Raw genomic sequence first — 17,769 nt, 5'->3', positions numbered from 1 at the left:
AGGGATCGCCGATTTGACAAAATCATGCGATCTACGTCCCGCCATGTCCGAATATGCACAGCCCACCCAGCGCCGCCTCTGGCCGATTTTCATCCTGCCCGTCATCATCGTCGTCCTTGCGGCGGCGTGGAGCGGCTTCTGGTTCTATGCCGCGTCCAAGGTCGACGAAAACGTCGATATCTGGCGCGCCCGAGAGGCCGCGGCTGGCCGCGTCTATGATTGCGCCAACCGTTCGGTCTCCGGCTTCCCGTTCCGGCTCGAAGTCCGCTGCAGCGGTGTCAGCGTTTCGCTGACCTCGCAAACCGCCACCCAGAATGCGACGCAGGTGCCGATCACCGCGAAGCTCGGCGAGATCGTCGTGGTTGCGCAGATCTACACGCCGCGGCTCCTGGTCGCCGAATTCACCGCGCCGGCAGTCCTGTCCGATCGCGGTCAGCCGGCGATGGTAATGAATTGGGGCTCGGCGCGCAGCAGCATCACCGGTCTGCCCGGTACGCCTGACAGCGCCGACATCGTGTTCGACGATGTGTCGCTCGACCGCTTCGCCGGCTCGGTGCAGGCGCCGACCGCACGTGCCAAACAGGTCGAATTGCATGGCCGCACGGCAGCAAACTCCACGCCGGACAAGCCGGTGATCGAGACGGCCCTGCAGATCAGGAGCGGCAGCATTGCCGATGTTCATCCGATCCTCGCAGCGCCGTTCGATGCCGATATCCGCGCATTGCTCAGCGGACTCAAGGATGTCTCGCCCAAGCCCTGGCCGCAGCGTTTCCGCGAGCTTCAGGCTGCAGGTGGACGCGTCGAGATCGTGCAGTCGCGCGTCCAGCAGGGCGAGATCATCTCGCTGGCGACGGGCTCGCTCGGTCTGACCGCCGCGGGCAATCTCGACGGCGAATTGCAGATGACCGTGGCGGGGCTGGACAAGGCTATCGCCGCCCTCGGCATCGACAAGTTGCTGGAGATGGGCGTGCCTCAGGAGGCGCTGGATCGCATTGCGCCCGGCGTGAAGTCGCAAGACGTCAACAACATCCTCGGTGCGCTGGATCGCGCGATCCCCGGTCTCGGCAATGTCGTGCGCAAGAATGCCGGCAGCGGCCTTGCCGCCGGCGTCAATTCGATCGGGACTGCGGCTGTCTTGGAAGGCAAAGCGGCGCGGTCGTTCCCGCTGAAGTTTGTCGATGGCGCGGTGTTCCTCGGGCCGCTGCGCGTGGCGCAGATCCCGCCGTTGTTTTAGGCGTGAGGTTCACCGGCCTCTCCACGTCATTGCGAGGAGCGAAGCGACGCGGCAATCCAGAAGCCGCAAAGCAAGTAAGGCTGGATTGCTTCGCTTCGCTCGCAATGACGGCTGTTGGTCCTGCGCTCAATCCTTCTTCGTCAGCGCCTGATGCTTGCGCCCGAAGTCCGGCGCCGCTTCATCCTGACCGATACTCACGATGCCGCGGCGGATCGCGCGGGTGCGGGTGAAGTGCTCGAACAGCGCATCGCCGTCATCGCGGCGGATGGCACGGGTCAGTTTCGAAAGGTCTTCCTGGAAGGTACCGAGCATTTCCAGCACCGCGTCCTTGTTGGCGAGGAACACGTCGCGCCACATGGTCGGGTCTGATGCTGCGATACGGGTGAAATCGCGGAAACCGCCCGCGGAGAACTTCAGCACTTCCGACCTCGTGACATCTTCGAGCTCGTCGGCCGTGCCTACGATTGTATAAGCGATCAGATGCGGCAGATGGCTGGTGACCGCGAGCACCAGATCGTGATGCGCGGCCTGCATGATCTCGACATTGGCGCCGAGCGCAGCCCAGAAGCCGGTGAGCTTTTCGACGGCCGCAGGATCCGCGCCCTCGGGCGGCGTCAGAATGCACCAGCGATTGCTGAACAGTTCTGCGAAGCCGGAGTCGGGACCGGAGTTTTCCGTGCCGGCGACCGGATGCGCGGGAATGAAGTGGATGTTGTCCGGCAGATATTCCGACATCGCGTGCAGCACGGAGGCTTTCACCGAACCGACGTCGGACACGATCGCGCCGGGCGAAAGATGCGCCGCGATACTTTTCGCAACGTCGCCCGCCACGCCGACGGGGACGCAGGCGATGACCAGATCGGCATCCTTGACGGCGCTGGCATTGTCGTCGGCGATGCGGTCGGCGAGCTTGATTTCCACGGCGCGTGCACGCACGGCCGCCGAATTGTCGGTGGCAACGAGTTCACCGGCAAGGCCAAGCTGCTGAATGCCGCGCGCCAGCGACGAGCCGATCAGGCCGAGGCCGATCAGGGCGATACGTTTGAAGGGCGGCGTGGCGCTCACGTCATTGCCCCGAATTCGATGCCATGAATTCACGCAGCGTCTCGATCACCAGCCTGTTGGCTTCCTCGGTGCCGATGGTCATGCGCAGCGAGTTCGGCAGGCCGTAATTGGTCACGGCGCGCAGCACCAGCCCGCGCCTGGTCAGGAACGCATCGGCATCTGCTGCGGTCTTGCCGGTCGCCGGAAAATGCATCAGCAGGAAATTGGCCACGCTTGGCGTCACCTCGATGCCGAGCTTGGTTATTTCCTCGGTCAGGATGCCGATCCACTTGGCGGTGTATGTGCGCGACATCTCGACATGGCCGGTGTCCTCGATCGCGCCCACCGCGGCCATCATCGCCGGCGCCGAGACGTTGAACGGCCCACGAATCCGGTTCATCGCATCGACGATGTGCGCAGGGCCGAACATCCAGCCGATCCGCAGGGCGGCCAAGCCGTGCACCTTCGAGAAGGTGTAGGTGGCGACGGTATTCTCGGTGGTCTTCGCCAGTTCCAGGCCGTTGTCGTAGTCGCCCTTGGTCACGTAGTCCCAGTATGCGGCGTCGAGCACCAGCAGCACGTGCTCCGGCAGGCCGGCGCGCAGGCGTTTGATCTCGGAGGACGGCAGATAGGTGCCAGTCGGGTTGTTCGGGTTCGCCAGCCACACCAGCTTGGTGCGCGGTGTGACGCAGTTCAGGATCGCATCGACGTTGCAGGTGAAGTTGGTTTCCGGAGCGACCACATTGGTGGCGCCGTTCGCCTGGGTAGCGATCGGGTAGACCAGGAAGCCGTGTGCGGTTGAAATCGCCTCGTCGCCGGGGCCGAGATAGACATGCGCAATCAGGTTCAGAATTTCGTCGGAGCCGGCGCCGCAGATGATCTGCGCGGGATCGAGGCCGAAGCGGTGGCCGAGCGCCTCGCGCAGCACCTTCGACGTGCCTTCCGGATAATCCTCGAGATGCGCGACAGCGGTGGCGAAGGCGTCCTTGGCGCGCGCCGACGGACCGAACGGGGTCTCGTTGGCCGACAGCTTGTAGGTCTTGCGGCCGGGCTCCACCACCGGGCTCTTGCCAGGGGTGTAGGGCGCGATATCGAGAATGCCGGGCTTCGGCACAGGACGGGACATCTTCAACTCCAGAACGTCAGATTGGCTTACGAACGCGGTGCGTCGCTGGCGGCCACGGTATAGCGGGTTGCGTGGCTGCCGACGAGAGCCGTGGAGCGCACCGAGGCGCCGGCTTCGATCAGCGCCGACTTGATCTTGTCGAGGCTGGAGGCTCTCGTGATCGAGATCAGCAGCGCCGCGCCGTCAAAGGCGGTATCCGGCACGGCGACGATTTCGGCCAGCGGCGACAGCGCACGCGCGGTCTCGGCATTCCAGCCGGACACCCGCACGCTCCACATCTCGACCTCGGTCACCATGGCGCTGTCGGCAACGCGCGACACCACGAACACCGGCAATGCGGCCGGATGGTCGGCGCGTTCGATGAACGGCAGGCGTGCGATGATCTTCGGCGCGCCCAGGGCTTCCAGCGGGATCCACCACGGCGTGCGGCTGGACGTCGCCGAGACCAGCGCGAGATCGCCCTTGGACTTGGCCACGGCCTCGACCGCTGCGGCGGCGCTGAAATGCGCGACGTAAGGCACCGTGAAGCCGAAATGAAAGCGCGCGGAATCCCGCATCGCGCTCTCGCCGAGCGACAGATCCGCATGCACCGAGAACGGCGCCTGAACGTAAGTGAAAGTCGAAATGATCACCCGCCAGATGCTCTCGACGGTGTCGATCGGCAGGATGCCGCGATGGCGCTGCACCAGACGGCGCATCATGTCGGCCTCGCGCGCCGGCCGAAAGGCCGAGCCGACCTCCTGGGTCTGCTTCACCGAAATCAGCCGGTCGATGATGTCGCCGCGCTGCATCAATAGGGCGTGAACCTGCGCGTCGATGCTGTCGATCTCTTTGCGCAGTTCATCCAGCGAGGGCGGGGCGGGTGGTAATTTCGACATGTTCAAAACCTTCGGGACGGGAGGCGTGATAGGTCCCGTCGAGCTTGCCGGGCCGGCTCCAGGGAGCCGGCGGGCACGGCCATTGATTAGGTAAGACGGTGCCGGAAAGCAAAGAAAACATGGAAGATTTGGCCGCAGGGCAGTTGGGCAATTTGACCGGGGTATGCCCATATTGACGGCAGGCGGGTGTGGGACTAGTTTCTGGGCTCTTCCGTGGTCATTTGAGCCGGCCGGCTTGCAGCCACGTTAAACAACTCGCTAAACAGGCCGGGGACAGTTTGATCCCGGCCGAGCTATTTGTTCAGGCCGGGTTTTTTATGGCCTGATTCCGGTTTTGGTTTGAGAACCTCCTGAGGAGGCCGGTATCAAGATGGTAAATGTCGAACTGGTGAAGAGTCCGGTTGTCCGCCCCGATGAGCGTGGACATGAAGCCGATCACCCGACCTCGCTGGTCGCGGGTTTTGGCATGGATCAGCCGCTGCGGCTTGATTGCGGCGTCGACCTCGCCCCGTTCCAGATCGCCTATCAGACCTACGGAACGCTCAACGCCGACAAATCCAATGCGATCCTAGTCTGCCACGCTTTGACCGGTGACCAGCACGTCGCCAATATCAATCCGATCACCGGCAAGCCCGGCTGGTGGCAGACACTGGTCGGCCCCGGCAAGGCGCTCGACACCGAACGCTACTTCATCATCTGTTCGAATGTGCTCGGCGGTTGCATGGGCTCGACCGGTCCGGCCTCGACCAATCCCGCCACCGGCAAGATCTGGGGACTGGATTTTCCGGTCATCACCATTCCCGACATGGTGCGTGCGCAGGCGATGCTGATCGACAGTCTGGGTATCGGTCAGTTGTTTTGCGTCGTCGGCGGTTCCATGGGCGGCATGCAGACGCTACAATGGACCGCGGCCTATCCGGAGCGCGTGTTCTCCGCGCTGGCGGTTGCCTGCAGCACGCGGCACTCGGCGCAGAACATCGCGTTCCACGAATTGGGTCGTCAGGCCGTGATGGCCGATCCCGATTGGCGCGGCGGGCGTTATTTCGAGGAAGGCACACATCCGCATCGCGGCCTCGGCGTCGCGCGGATGGCCGCGCATATCACCTATCTGTCGGATGCCGCCTTGCACCGCAAGTTCGGCCGCCGCATGCAGGACAGGGAGTTGCCGACATTCTCCTTCGATGCGGATTTTCAGGTCGAGAGCTATCTGCGCTATCAGGGCTCGTCCTTCGTCGAGCGCTTCGATGCCAACTCCTATCTCTACCTGACGCGTGCGATGGACTATTTCGATATCGCAGCCGACCACAACGGCAAGCTTGCGGAAGCGTTTCGCGATACGCAGACGCGTTTCTGTCTGATGTCGTTCACATCAGACTGGCTGTTCCCGACGGCAGAATCGCGCGACGTCGTGCACGCGCTGAATGCCGGCGGCGTCCGCGTGTCCTTTGCGGAGATCGAAACCGACAAGGGTCATGATGCCTTCCTGCTCGACGTGCCCGAGTTCCTCGATATCGCCGGTGCATTCCTGAACTCCGCAGCCTCCGTGCGCGGCCTGCCTGTTACGGGGACATAGAGATGGCGTTTCCACAACAAGCCTTGCCGCTGAATTCTGCGGTGGCGACGCCGGCGCCGCGCGGCACGCAGGATTATCGTGGCGATCACCTCCTGGTCGCGGAGATGATCAAGCCGGGTTCGAAGGTGCTCGACGTGGGCTGCGGCGATGGCGATCTGCTGCAATTGCTGGAAAGCCGCGGCATTGACGGCCGCGGCATCGAATTGTCGCGCGAGGGCGTCAACCGCTGTGTCGGCAAAGGCCTCGCAGTGGTGCAGGGCGACGCCGATACGGACTTGATCAACTATCCCGACGATGCGTTCGACTACGTGATCCTGTCGCAGACGCTGCAGGCGACGCGGCAGCCGCGCGTCGTGCTGGAAAATCTGCTGCGCATCGGCCGCAGCGCGATCGTGTCGTTTCCGAATTTCGGCTTCTGGAAGATGCGGGTGCAGTTGCTTGTCGGTGGCCGGATGCCGCGTACGGAGAATCTGCCGGCGACGTGGTACGACACGCCGAACATTCACTTCTGTACCATCAAGGATTTCGTTGTCTTGTGCGACGAGATCAACGTGAAGATGGAGCGCGCCGTTGCGCTCGATCTCTATGGCCGTCCGCTGCGCCTCAATGCGCCGTGGTGGTTCTGGAACATGTTCGGGGAGCAGGGCGTTTTCCTGCTGAGCCGCGCGAGTAAATCGGCGCAACCCTGATCGCGTGTAGATTTCTGCCTGATGGAAACAGAAATACCGCATTCCATGCGGCTTTTCACGCCGTGTGTCGACCTGCGATACACGCCAAAGATGTGCGTAAAAGCTAATTCGAATAGGTAATATAAGCGCGCATTCTGTCGAATGGGTGGCTGCTATGTCTATACGTATGGCGTCCGTTGAAGTTGAAGCGATTCCCTCCGATGTCGCCGTTAAAAAATCGTCACTTGAACCGTTCTAGGTCTTGTTATCGCCATACCAACTTCGTTACCACGCCCGTCCCGATTGTTAGCCCGCGTATTTGGGCTGATGGGGTTCGGGGGTGTTAAGAGGAAAAATTCGGTATGGTTCAGTTCTTTGCGTATCGCCGTGCACTTCGCATCTCGGCTCTTGCGGTGTGTTCGGCGGCAGTTCTCGCGTCAGTCTCTCCCGCGTCGGCACGTCCTCATCATGGTGCTTCGCGTCATTCGCACCACGTCGGCAAGTACACACACAGCACGCGTCATCACGTCCGGCATCGCGCGCGGTATGCACGGCGCAGTGCCCGAGTCGAACAGCAGGCGCCTTCGTTCGGCGACTCCACAAATTTCAATAACGCCAATGCAAGCATGAACCAGCCTTCCGGCGGCTTCGGCGGTTCGGGCATCGTCGATGCAGCGCGCAGCTTCATCGGCCGCGGCAATCCGACGGCGCGCGGTCGCTTGTGGTGCGCAGCGTTCATGAACCTCGTATTGAAGCGCACCGGCCATCAAGGCACCGGGTCTGATATGGCGCGCTCGTTCTCGAGCTATGGCCAGCGCATCTCCGGTCCGCAGGTCGGCGCCATCGCCGTGATGTCGCGCGGTCGTCGCGGCGGTCATGTCGGTGTCGTCTCGGGCGTCGATGCCAAGGGCAATCCGATCATCGTCTCCGGCAATCACGGCAACCGCGTCGCCGAGTCGGTGTATTCGCGTGGTCGCGTTTACGCCTACGTGATGCCGACGAGCTGAGTTCGTCTATTCTGCGACGACGATCTTATCGCCGGCGGTGATCGTGCCGCCGGTGATGACCTCAGCGTAAATTCCGCAATCGGCATGACCATAGGTCTGCAGCAGCGTTTTCGGAATCGTCAGATCTCGTGCGGCCGTATCCGGATCGACATTGGTCGCTGCACAGCGGACGATGCGCTTCACCACTTTGAACCGGGTGCTGCCGATAGCGAGCGTCCGATCGATCAGGTCGAATTCATGCCAGGCCGGCCAGCCCGCTACATGCACGTTGCCGCGAAAGCGTAGCGGATGCACCGGCTGTCCGACGGCCTTTTCGAGATCTTTGACGCTGGCGAGGTTGATGATCGACACCACCTTGCGCGGCACATCCGAAAAGCTATGGCCGTCCGCGAACAACACCCTGGGTGGTCCGCGCAATTCATCGGCAAAATTCTTCGCGAAGAACGCTTCGATCTCTGCACGTCCTTCGGTCGTCTGCAGGTCGGCTCGCGCCACCGCTAGATTGTCCTGCCGGATTGTCAGCGTATGGCTGGCGTCGTCGTAGTGGCTGCGGAGCGCCGCCAGGCGCTCGTTGCGCATCAGCATCAGAAACTGGGTCTTGGGAAAATATTGCGGTGCTGCCGGGTCGAACCCGATCGGGCCGTTCTCGATGGCATAGCGCCGGTCGGCCGGCAGGGTCTGACCGGGCTTCAGCGTGACTTGTTCCAGAGGCTCGGGCGTCAGGCCCTTCACCGGATAGCGGTAGATGCTGGCAACGCTGGCGTAAGACTGTTCTGGCATGGTTCCGGTCTTAAGAGATTTGGGCCCGCGGCGCCATCGCCTGGCCGATTGGAATTTTATGCGGACCCCTTCCGTTTCGGGAACTGGCTGCCCACATTTGCATCAAGCTGGTTTTGACGCCAGCGACGACCGCAGCCGGTTGACCACCATCAATGCGGCCTGCGGATACCCAATGAAGATGCCCCATCCGTGCTTTCGAGGCGGACAGGGCAGGCCGAGGGACAACACACAATGAATATTGAGAAATACACCGAACGGGTGCGCGGCTTCATCCAGTCGGCGCAGTCACTGGCCGTGCGCGAGGGCCATCAGCAATTCTCGCCGCTGCACATTCTGAAAGTCCTGCTGGACGACAGCGAAGGTCTGGCCGGCGGCCTGATCGATCGCGCCGGCGGCAACTCCCGCGCCATCCTGAAGGCGACGGAAACCGAGCTGGGCAAGATGCCCAAGGTCTCGGGCGCAGGGGCCGGGCAGGTCTATCTGGCGCCGGCGACCGCGCGCGCCTTCGATGCCGCCGAAAAGGCCGCCGAAAAGGCTGGCGACAGTTTCGTCACCGTGGAGCGGCTGCTACTTGCGCTGGCGCTCGACAAGGACTCCGAAGCCGGCAGCCTGCTGAACAAGGGCGGCGTCACGCCGCAAAATCTCAATGCCGCGATCAATGCGCTGCGCAAGGGCCGCACGGCGGATTCCGCCACGGCCGAAAACGCTTATGACGCGTTGAAGAAATATGCCCGCGACCTGACCCAGGCTGCGCGTGATGGCAAGCTCGACCCGGTGATTGGCCGCGACGAGGAAATCCGCCGCACGATTCAGGTATTGTCGCGGCGAACCAAGAACAATCCCGTGCTGATCGGCGAACCCGGCGTCGGCAAGACCGCCATCGTCGAAGGTCTCGCGCTGCGCATCCTCAATGGCGACGTGCCGGAGAGCCTGAAGGACAAAAGCCTGCTGTCGCTCGATCTCGGTGCGCTGATTGCCGGCGCGAAATATCGCGGCGAGTTCGAGGAGCGGCTGAAGGCGGTGCTCGGCGAGGTGACCTCGGCCGAGGGCGGCATCATCCTGTTCATCGACGAAATGCATCAGCTGATCGGCGCCGGCAAGGGCGATGGCGCGATGGATGCGTCCAACCTGCTGAAGCCTGCGCTCGCCCGCGGCGAATTGCATTGCATCGGCGCCACCACGCTCGATGAATATCGCAAGCATGTGGAGAAGGACGCGGCGCTGGCGCGGCGCTTCCAGCCGATCTTCGTGGCTGAGCCGACTGTGGAAGACACCGTCTCGATCCTGCGCGGCCTCAAGGACAAATATGAACAGCATCACGGTGTCCGCATCACGGATAGCGCACTGGTCGCTGCCGTCACGCTGTCGAACCGCTACATCACCGATCGCTTCCTGCCGGATAAAGCCATCGACCTGATGGACGAGGCTTCGGCACGGTTGAAGATGCAGGTCGACTCCAAGCCTGAAGAACTCGATTCGATGGACCGCGAGATCATCCGGCTCAAGATCGAGCAGGAGGCGCTTGGCAAGGAAACCGATGCAGGCTCGAAGAGCAGGCTCGAAACGCTCAAGAAGGAACTCGCCGAGCTCGAAGAGAAATCGGCAGCGCTGACCCAGCGCTGGTCGGCCGAGAAGAACAAGCTGTCGAATGCGCAGAAGCTCAAGAGCGAGCTTGATGGCTTGCGCTTAGAACTCGCCGAAGCGCAACGCCGCGGCGAATATCAACGCGCGGGTGAGCTGGCCTATGGCCGGATTCCCGATCTTGAAAAGCGTCTGGCCGATATCGAAGCCAACGAGAATTCCGAGATGATGGAAGAGGCGGTCACCGCCAATCACATCGCGCAGGTGGTCTCGCGCTGGACCGGCGTGCCGGTCGACAAGATGCTGGAAGGCGAGAAGGACAAGCTGCTGCGCATGGAGCTGAGCCTTGGCGAGCGCGTCGTCGGCCAGGCCGAAGCTGTGCGTGCGGTGGCAACTGCCGTCCGTCGTTCACGGGCAGGCCTGCAGGATCCGAACCGGCCGATCGGCTCGTTCATGTTCCTCGGCCCCACCGGCGTCGGCAAGACCGAGCTGACCAAGGCGTTGGCGTCCTATCTGTTTGACGATGACACCGCGATGGTTCGCCTCGACATGTCCGAATATATGGAGAAGCACTCGGTCTCACGCCTGATCGGCGCGCCTCCGGGTTATGTCGGTTATGACGAGGGCGGCGCGCTGACCGAAGCTGTGCGGCGGCGGCCCTATCAGGTCGTGCTGTTCGACGAAGTCGAGAAGGCGCATCCGGACGTGTTCAACGTGCTGCTGCAGGTGCTCGACGATGGCCGCCTGACCGATGGCCAGGGCCGCACCGTCGATTTCCGCAACACGCTGATCATCATGACGTCGAATCTCGGTTCGGAATTCCTGGTCAACCAGCCCGAGGGCGAGGATACGTCAGCGGTGCGCGACCTGGTGATGGGCAACGTCCGCGCCCATTTCCGGCCGGAATTCCTGAATCGTGTCGACGAGATCATCCTGTTCCACCGCTTGCAGAAGAGCGAAATGGGCCGGATCGTCGAGATCCAGTTCGCGCGGCTCACCAAGCTGCTGGAAGATCGCAAGATCACGCTGGTGCTGGAGGACGAAGCCCGTGACTGGCTCGCCGACAAGGGCTGGGATCCCGCCTACGGCGCCCGTCCCCTCAAGCGTGTGATCCAGCGCAACGTGCAGGATCCGCTGGCCGAGATGATCCTCGCCGGCGACGTCAAGGACGGTGACCATGTCGACATAAGCGCCGCCGGCAACGTCCTGACCTTCAACGGCAAGCCGGCCCGGACCGCGGAGATCGCCGAGTTCGAGGCGCCGGTGCCGAAGCGGCAGCTGAACTGACGGCACGGGTTTAAACGCAACGAAACGGCCTGAACCTCACGGTTCAGGCCGTTTCCACGTTGGAGAAAGATCATGACCCGCATTCTCGTGGTCGGCGCCACCGGCCTTGTCGGCCGCCATGTCATCGCCAAAGCGCTCGCCGACAGTCGGATCACGCGCATCGTTGCGTCGACGCGGCGGCCGCTCGAGGCGCATGCGAAGCTCGACAACCCGCTGGTCGACTTCGACCGGTTACCAGCCGAGGAGGACTGGTGGGACGTCGATGGTGTGATCTGTGCACTCGGCACGACGCGCGCCAAGGCCGGCTCGGATCAGGCATTTCGCGTTGTGGATTATGATTACCCGCTGGAGGTCGCCCGGCTGGCGCGCAAGCACGGCGCTAGCCGTTTCGCGCTCAATTCGTCGGTGGGTGCCAATGCGCGCTCAAAGCTGCTCTATCCGCGTACCAAAGGCGAAGTGGAGGAAGCGCTGAAGGCGATGGGCTTTCCGTCTTTGACGATTGTGCGGCCGGGCTTGATCGGCGGTGACCGCGACGAATTCCGGCTGGGCGAACACGTCGCGGCGGCGGTGCTCGGTGTGTTGGGTCCGGTTCTGCCGCGCAGTTATCGGATCAGCCCCGCCGACAAGATCGCCGACGCATTGATCGAGGCAGCCGTGATCGGCGCGCCTGGCGTTCACCTGATCGGGTCTGCAGAGCTCGCTGCGGATTGATCGTCGGACCTCAGCGGCCCTTTTGCCACTGTCCCAAGCGTCCCCTAGCCCACGCGGCATCGGTCTGACGCGCAGAACAAGACGAAAAATACGAATTTAGCGGCTGGTCGTCGGCCGTGCTGGTGGCACCGCGCCGGTCACGCCTGCGTCGGACACGCGGGCGCCGGGGCCTCGCATGGTCATCTGGGCGTCGATCCGGTCACGTTCCTTCTCGAAGCCGGCCATGATCGGCCCTTCGAGCGAGCGGCCGCGTGGCAGTTTCACGCGCATAGGATCGACGAAGCGGCCGTTGACCAGAATTTCGTAGTGAACGTGGGCGCCGGTGGACATGCCGGTGGAGCCGACGAAGCCGATGACCTGACCCTGCCGCACGCGCTTGCCGGGCTCCATGCCCTTGGCAAAGGCCGACATATGACCGTAGGCGGTCTCGTAGCCGTTGTTGTGCTTGATGCGGATATATTTGCCGTAGCCGCCTTCCCAGGCTGCTTTTTCGATCACGCCATTGCCGGATGCGAAAATCGGGGTGCCGTAGGGCGTCGACCAGTCCACGCCGGTATGCATCTTGGTGTAGCCGAGGATCGGGTGGCGGCGTCCGCCGAAGCCCGAACGCATGATGGCGTTATTGACGGGCTTGCGGACCAGAAACTTCTTCGCGCTCTTGCCGGTCTCGTCATAGTAGTCGACGACCGAGTCGTCGGTGGTCAGGAAGCGATAGTATTTTTTGGTTTCGCCGCCCACCGTAAGCGAAGCGAACAACACTTCGGTCTTTTCGGTGATGGTGGCGCCTTCGTCTTCGCCGGCAAAGAACACGTCGAACGAGTCGCCGGGCTGTACTTTGCGCTGGAAATCCACGTCGTAGGAGTAGATCCGGATCATGTCCTCGATGACGGTGGCCGGGACCTTGTTGCGCAGTGCCGTCTCGTAAATGCTCTGATAGAGCCGCACGCCGGTGCCGTCATCCTCCTCGTCATCGTCCGATGCGCTTGGCGCTTCGGCGACGGTGTTCATGCTGGAGACATCGACGGCGACGTATTTGCCGAGATCGGAGAGGGCGGCGACAGCTTCGATGGTGGAGTCGTTGGCGACGATCACGCGATACGGCTGCAAACGCTGGCCCGGTCCGGCCGGCGACATCAGGATGCGAACTTTCTGACCTTCCTTCAGTCCGCCGTCGCGGCCACGGGCACCCAGCGTAGTGGCAATGGCCTTGGCTTCCTCGGGCATCGCGCCTTGGTCGCGCAGGATGGTCAGGATGGTGTCGCCCTTCTTGACGATATGGATACGCTCGCCATTCGGGTTGCCGCCGGTCGCCTGATCCTTGGTCTTGGCCAGCAGCGTGACGTTTTCCGGCACGATGCGGGTTTCGAAGCCCGCATAAGGATCGGCTGTGGTGCCTTCGGCGGCATAGGCCATCTTCATGTCGGGCTGTCCGCCGATATCGCCGGTGGCGCTGGCGACCGTCGTGTAGCGAACGCCAGTATTGCCGCGCCAGTTGGAGGCGTCGCGCACGCGCATCAAGACTTCATCAATAGCAACGCTGGCGCCGATCTTGGCTTTCGGCAGTACCTGACCGAGATCGCGGGTGACGAAGGAGACCTCGGCATCGGGCTCGACGGCATTCGGATTGACCGCGGCGTCGTCGCTGTTCGGAGCGGGGCTGCCGACATCGGTCAGCAGGCGCTGTGCATTGAAGGGCGGGATCTTGGCACTGAGATCGCTGGTCGCCATCGCCAGATTGCCGGAAATTCGGATAAAGGGCCGCACACGCATCACGTCGCGATTGCCGACGCGGGTGACGGTGGAGACTTTGAGTACCTGGCGCGCGGCGGAAGAGTCGCTCGGCGGCGGCAGGCGGTCACTCTTATGCAGGCTTGCTTGTTTGTCGGTGGCACTGAAGGCGCCGCGTAGCGCGCCTTCGACACGCTCCGGTACCTTGGCAAAGGTCATCTCGCCGTCAAGCGACGCAAAAACGGCGCCGCCGATCAGAGCCGCGCCGCAGAGACCTGTGAGGATAGTACCACTGAACCACTGTACCGAGACGCGGCGACGATCGATGACTGCGGCTTCGGAGCCATCAACGGATAGCGGCGGCTCGTGGCCGAGATCAATCATCCCGGTCTCACGATTATAGGCGCCACCGCGTGACAGTCCGTGATTCAAGCCGACATCCCCCGAATTCCCAGCATCATGCGAAGAGTCTTCCCCAAGCACATCGCATCGACGGTCGAACAGTGCGCGCCAAAATGCTGGCCGAATGGACGAACGTCAATGCTGCAAACTCTTTCGCTGTGTTCTCTTTGGCCCAAAAGCGCACTGCGATGACGCAGCTCGTTCTTTCGAGAGACCGTTGGGCCCAGATCCAGTTCGACCACCCCTAAAAAGTTTCAGGGGCGACGCAGAATCTTTGCACAAGGCATGCTCAGAACGTCGGAGGAATGTGGCTCTTGTACGGCGTCACCCCTGTAAAACCTACGCTTTTTGGGCCCTGAGGCCTCCTCCACAGCACGTGACGATTTTCTGACGAATGGCGTTGACAGTTTCGGGTGAGGGGGCCTATAACCCGGCCACTGAGCGCAGCGGCGCCGGGGCCTACCAGCCCGGGCGGTTGTTCGTGTCTCGGAAGCTCATCACCGCGAAGAGTGTTTCAGTAGCCGATAGGTGTCGGCTGCTGATCTGTTGTCGGGTGATTGAGTGATAAGATTTTCTCCCTCTCGGGGAGATTGACGCATCTGCGTCGGGCTGTTTGACAAGTTAAATTGAAGAAAGAGAAACGTGGACGGCGGAGTCCTTGCGGGTCTCGTTCGATGGAAGCTTCGGCTTCCTGAGGCGGGGCCGGACGAAAGACTTCGGCGGTACACGTTTTGAACAAAGGTTAACACCATCGTTGTTAGCGCTGTGAAGCGCGGACAGCAGATTGGCTGAACTTCGGTTTGGCTGATTTAGTATGGTGGGACCTCGTCAATACGTTGTGATCAGCCGGTTTAAAGTTTCAAGTCCAACTTGAGAGTTTGATCCTGGCTCAGAGCGAACGCTGGCGGCAGGCTTAACACATGCAAGTCGAACGGGCGTAGCAATACGTCAGTGGCAGACGGGTGAGTAACGCGTGGGAACATACCTCTTGGTTCGGAACAACACAGGGAAACTTGTGCTAATACCGGATAAGCCCTTACGGGGAAAGATTTATCGCCGAGAGATTGGCCCGCGTCTGATTAGCTAGTTGGTGGGGTAAAGGCCTACCAAGGCGACGATCAGTAGCTGGTCTGAGAGGATGATCAGCCACATTGGGACTGAGACACGGCCCAAACTCCTACGGGAGGCAGCAGTGGGGAATATTGGACAATGGGCGCAAGCCTGATCCAGCCATGCCGCGTGAGTGATGAAGGCCCTAGGGTTGTAAAGCTCTTTTGTACGGGAAGATAATGACGGTACCGTAAGAATAAGCCCCGGCTAACTTCGTGCCAGCAGCCGCGGTAATACGAAGGGGGCTAGCGTTGCTCGGAATCACTGGGCGTAAAGGGTGCGTAGGCGGGTTTTTAAGTCAGAGGTGAAATCCTGGAGCTCAACTCCAGAACTGCCTTTGATACTGAAAGTCTTGAGTATGGGAGAGGTGAGTGGAACTGCGAGTGTAGAGGTGAAATTCGTAGATATTCGCAAGAACACCAGTGGCGAAGGCGGCTCACTGGCCCATAACTGACGCTGAGGCACGAAAGCGTGGGGAGCAAACAGGATTAGATACCCTGGTAGTCCACGCCGTAAACGATGAATGCCAGCCGTTAGTGGGTTTACTCACTAGTGGCGCAGCTAACGCTTTAAGCATTCCGCCTGGGGAGTACGGTCGCAAGATTAAAACTCAAAGGAATTGACGGGGGCCCGCACAAGCGGTGGAGCATGTGGTTTAATTCGACGCAACGCGCAGAACCTTACCAGCCCTTGACATGTCTATGACCGGTACCAGAGATGGAACCTTCCCTTCGGGGCATAGAGCACAGGTGCTGCATGGCTGTCGTCAGCTCGTGTCGTGAGATGTTGGGTTAAGTCCCGCAACGAGCGCAACCCCCGTCCTTAGTTGCTACCATTTAGTTGAGCACTCTAAGGAGACTGCCGGTGATAAGCCGCGAGGAAGGTGGGGATGACGTCAAGTCCTCATGGCCCTTACGGGCTGGGCTACACACGTGCTACAATGGCGGTGACAATGGGATGCAAAAGGGCGACCTCTCGCAAATCTCAAAAAGCCGTCTCAGTTCGGATTGGGCTCTGCAACTCGAGCCCATGAAGTTGGAATCGCTAGTAATCGTGGATCAGCATGCCACGGTGAATACGTTCCCGGGCCTTGTACACACCGCCCGTCACACCATGGGAGTTGGTTCTACCTGAAGGCAGTGCGCTAACCGCAAGGGGGCAGCTGACCACGGTAGGGTCAGCGACTGGGGTGAAGTCGTAACAAGGTAGCCGTAGGGGAACCTGCGGCTGGATCACCTCCTTTCTAAGGATGGTTCTTCAGATGCTTGCATCTATCGAACCTCTTTTGAAACATCAGTGGCCAGACATTGGATCAATGTCTGAGCTGCATAGGCGGGACACCGCCGTCTTCGTTTCTCTTTCTTCGCGGACGAACACACGCTGGGGCGTGCTCGTGCTGCTTGTTGGCGTTTGATCGCAAGGTCATGTCGATGAGCCGAGCGCAGTCCTTTGTTGTTAGGGCTTGTAGCTCAGTTGGTTAGAGCGCGCGCTTGATAAGCGTGAGGTCGGAAGTTCAAGTCTTCCCAGGCCCACCATATTTGCGCGCTTTGCTTTCAAGGCTGCTGCTGACGTCGACATCACATGCGCAAGCATCGCATCTGCAAAACGCGAACTACAGCGTTGAGCATTCGTCTTCTGGAACGGGGGCATAGCTCAGCTGGGAGAGCGCGTGCTTTGCAAGCATGAGGTCGTCGGTTCGATCCCGTCTGCCTCCACCAGAAACTTTGGTTGGATGCTGATGAGTGATCGAGACGAAAACAACTTCAAGACATTCAGTGTGTTCAGACAGTGCGCGCCACATGGGCAGCGCCTGATTTAGTCCGCGGTATAACTTCGCTTGTCGGTCTTACGAGATCGGCTGCGGGATTTATGACATCGTAAAGAGGAGATCGTTCCGAGGTTCGGATCTGCAAGCAATTGCGGGTGCCGCAATCATAATCTCCAGGAATTGAGTGCGAACGCTTTGCTTGCAAAGCTTCCGCATCTTTATTCCTTTTCAACGAAGCTTGACCGCCTCGTTGTCGGTTCGATCTTACGAAGCAAACTGGTCTTTCTAAATCATATCCAGCTGCACGAAGTGCGCACGGCTTGACCGCCGGCGTGCGGATTTGGCGTTTCCAATTCGTTGGTTATGCCAAGCAGCGTGCAGCAAACTCTGCCGAGTGTGTGGATATTGATAATGAGAGCAATCAAGTGTCTTAAGGGTATTCGGTGGATGCCTTGGCAATGAGAGGCGATGAAGGACGTGCTACGCTGCGATAAGCTATGGGGAGCCGCGAAGAGGCTTTGATCCATAGATTTCCGAATGGGGAAACCCACCTTCGATAGCCGAAACTCTAAGGTCATCGTTACGCAAGTAACGGTGGTTTTGGATTTTCGGTTATCAGTTGAAGGTATGAGACTCCTGAATACATAGGGGGTTTCAAGCGAACCCGGGGAACTGAAACATCTAAGTACCCGGAGGAAAGGACATCAACAGAGACTCCGTTAGTAGTGGCGAGCGAACGCGGACCAGGCCAGTGGCATATCAAAGACAACCGGAACCAGTCAGGAAAGCTGGACCTCAGAGGGTGATAGTCCCGTACGGGTAATGCAATGATATGTCCTTGAGTAAGGCGGGACACGTGAAATCCTGTCTGA

General features: G+C 60.8%; 11 protein-coding genes, 2 tRNA genes, 2 rRNA genes and 1 riboswitch (1 of these 16 cut by a window edge). Of the genes, 10 read left to right on the top strand and 5 right to left on the bottom strand.

Features of this window, described 5'->3' with window-relative positions; genetic code table 11:
• Positions 1-43 precede the first annotated feature (43 nt).
• A complete protein-coding gene (locus tag AB7828_RS17915; protein WP_120287236.1) occupies positions 44-1,234 on the top strand; it encodes a DUF2125 domain-containing protein in 1,191 nt (396 codons plus the stop codon).
• 126 nt (positions 1,235-1,360) lie between these two features.
• On the opposite strand, the gene AB7828_RS17910 is transcribed toward AB7828_RS17915, so the two are convergent.
• Genes AB7828_RS17910 through AB7828_RS17900 form a run of 3 tightly spaced genes read right to left on the bottom strand, consistent with a single transcriptional unit; the run spans position 1,361 to position 4,282 of the window.
• Complete coding sequence (locus tag AB7828_RS17910) at positions 1,361-2,299, bottom strand: prephenate/arogenate dehydrogenase family protein (RefSeq protein WP_315843993.1); 939 nt, start codon at positions 2,297-2,299, stop codon at positions 1,361-1,363.
• Between the two features lies 1 nt (position 2,300).
• A complete protein-coding gene (gene hisC, locus AB7828_RS17905) occupies positions 2,301-3,404 on the bottom strand; it encodes a histidinol-phosphate transaminase (protein WP_093757389.1) in 1,104 nt (367 codons plus the stop codon).
• A 26-nt stretch (positions 3,405-3,430) separates the two neighbouring features.
• Complete coding sequence (locus AB7828_RS17900; RefSeq protein ID WP_089267606.1) at positions 3,431-4,282, bottom strand: chorismate mutase; 852 nt, start codon at positions 4,280-4,282, stop codon at positions 3,431-3,433.
• Between the two features lie 203 nt (positions 4,283-4,485).
• Positions 4,486-4,565: riboswitch (SAM riboswitch) on the top strand.
• Between the two features lie 87 nt (positions 4,566-4,652).
• Here AB7828_RS17900 and metX point away from each other — a divergent pair.
• The 3 genes from metX to AB7828_RS17885 all read left to right on the top strand — a co-directional run bounded on the left by metX (position 4,653) and on the right by AB7828_RS17885 (position 7,530).
• Positions 4,653-5,855, top strand: a complete 1,203-nt coding sequence (gene metX, locus AB7828_RS17895; RefSeq protein WP_089267605.1) for a homoserine O-acetyltransferase MetX — start codon at positions 4,653-4,655, stop codon at positions 5,853-5,855.
• A 2-nt stretch (positions 5,856-5,857) separates the two neighbouring features.
• Positions 5,858-6,544, top strand: coding sequence for a methionine biosynthesis protein MetW (metW, locus tag AB7828_RS17890; protein ID WP_199711970.1), 687 nt, complete (start codon positions 5,858-5,860; stop codon positions 6,542-6,544).
• A gap of 341 nt (positions 6,545-6,885) precedes the next feature.
• Positions 6,886-7,530, top strand: coding sequence for a TIGR02594 family protein (locus AB7828_RS17885; RefSeq protein ID WP_068729161.1), 645 nt, complete (start codon positions 6,886-6,888; stop codon positions 7,528-7,530).
• A gap of 6 nt (positions 7,531-7,536) precedes the next feature.
• On the opposite strand, the gene AB7828_RS17880 is transcribed toward AB7828_RS17885, so the two are convergent.
• On the bottom strand, positions 7,537-8,310 hold the full coding sequence (locus AB7828_RS17880; RefSeq protein WP_120287234.1) for an MOSC domain-containing protein: 774 nt from the start codon (positions 8,308-8,310) through the stop codon (positions 7,537-7,539).
• Positions 8,311-8,541: 231 nt separating this feature from the next.
• Between AB7828_RS17880 and clpB the strand changes: the two genes are divergently transcribed.
• Both clpB and AB7828_RS17870 read left to right on the top strand, forming a co-directional pair.
• Positions 8,542-11,178 (top strand): ATP-dependent chaperone ClpB, encoded by a 2,637-nt coding sequence (gene clpB, locus AB7828_RS17875; RefSeq protein WP_231079076.1) that lies wholly within the window; start codon positions 8,542-8,544, stop codon positions 11,176-11,178.
• Positions 11,179-11,250: 72 nt separating this feature from the next.
• Entirely contained in the window at positions 11,251-11,889 is a 639-nt protein-coding gene (locus AB7828_RS17870) for an NAD(P)H-binding protein (protein WP_441230774.1), read from the top strand.
• Between the two features lie 96 nt (positions 11,890-11,985).
• Here AB7828_RS17870 and AB7828_RS17865 read toward each other — a convergent pair whose 3' ends face one another.
• Positions 11,986-14,001, bottom strand: coding sequence for a M23 family metallopeptidase (locus AB7828_RS17865; protein ID WP_089267828.1), 2,016 nt, complete (start codon positions 13,999-14,001; stop codon positions 11,986-11,988).
• A gap of 884 nt (positions 14,002-14,885) precedes the next feature.
• On the opposite strand from AB7828_RS17865, the gene AB7828_RS17860 reads away from it, so the two are divergent.
• The 4 genes from AB7828_RS17860 to AB7828_RS17845 form a co-directional block, all read left to right on the top strand.
• A 16S ribosomal RNA gene (locus AB7828_RS17860) occupies positions 14,886-16,372 on the top strand.
• A 215-nt stretch (positions 16,373-16,587) separates the two neighbouring features.
• Positions 16,588-16,664 (top strand) — tRNA-Ile (locus AB7828_RS17855).
• Positions 16,665-16,771: 107 nt separating this feature from the next.
• Positions 16,772-16,847 (top strand) — tRNA-Ala (locus AB7828_RS17850).
• Positions 16,848-17,316: 469 nt separating this feature from the next.
• Positions 17,317-17,769, top strand: a 23S ribosomal RNA gene (locus AB7828_RS17845); it runs 2,367 nt beyond the window's last position.
• Together the 16S and 23S rRNA genes with 2 tRNA genes alongside form the textbook arrangement of a ribosomal RNA operon.

The organism is Tardiphaga sp. 215_C5_N2_1 (assembly GCF_052076055.1).
GTDB classification, from domain to species: Bacteria; Pseudomonadota; Alphaproteobacteria; order Rhizobiales; family Xanthobacteraceae; genus Tardiphaga; species Tardiphaga robiniae.
The sequence above is the reverse complement of the archived record's forward strand: the minus strand, read 5'-3'. Positions and strand labels throughout refer to the sequence as shown.

Excerpts from the sequence above, each read along its gene's own strand:
- hisC (WP_093757389.1), bottom strand. The coding sequence starts at position 3,404 with ATGTCCCGTCCTGTGCCGAAGCCCGGCATTCTCGATATCGCGCCCTAC.
- AB7828_RS17915 (WP_120287236.1), top strand. The coding sequence starts at position 44 with ATGTCCGAATATGCACAGCCCACCCAGCGCCGCCTCTGGCCGATTTTC.
- metX (WP_089267605.1), top strand. The coding sequence starts at position 4,653 with ATGGTAAATGTCGAACTGGTGAAGAGTCCGGTTGTCCGCCCCGATGAG.
- AB7828_RS17870 (WP_441230774.1), top strand. The coding sequence starts at position 11,251 with ATGACCCGCATTCTCGTGGTCGGCGCCACCGGCCTTGTCGGCCGCCAT.
- AB7828_RS17865 (WP_089267828.1), bottom strand. The coding sequence starts at position 14,001 with ATGATTGATCTCGGCCACGAGCCGCCGCTATCCGTTGATGGCTCCGAA.
- metW (WP_199711970.1), top strand. The coding sequence starts at position 5,858 with ATGGCGTTTCCACAACAAGCCTTGCCGCTGAATTCTGCGGTGGCGACG.
- AB7828_RS17880 (WP_120287234.1), bottom strand. The coding sequence starts at position 8,310 with ATGCCAGAACAGTCTTACGCCAGCGTTGCCAGCATCTACCGCTATCCG.
- AB7828_RS17900 (WP_089267606.1), bottom strand. The coding sequence starts at position 4,282 with ATGTCGAAATTACCACCCGCCCCGCCCTCGCTGGATGAACTGCGCAAA.
- AB7828_RS17885 (WP_068729161.1), top strand. The coding sequence starts at position 6,886 with ATGGTTCAGTTCTTTGCGTATCGCCGTGCACTTCGCATCTCGGCTCTT.
- clpB (WP_231079076.1), top strand. The coding sequence starts at position 8,542 with ATGAATATTGAGAAATACACCGAACGGGTGCGCGGCTTCATCCAGTCG.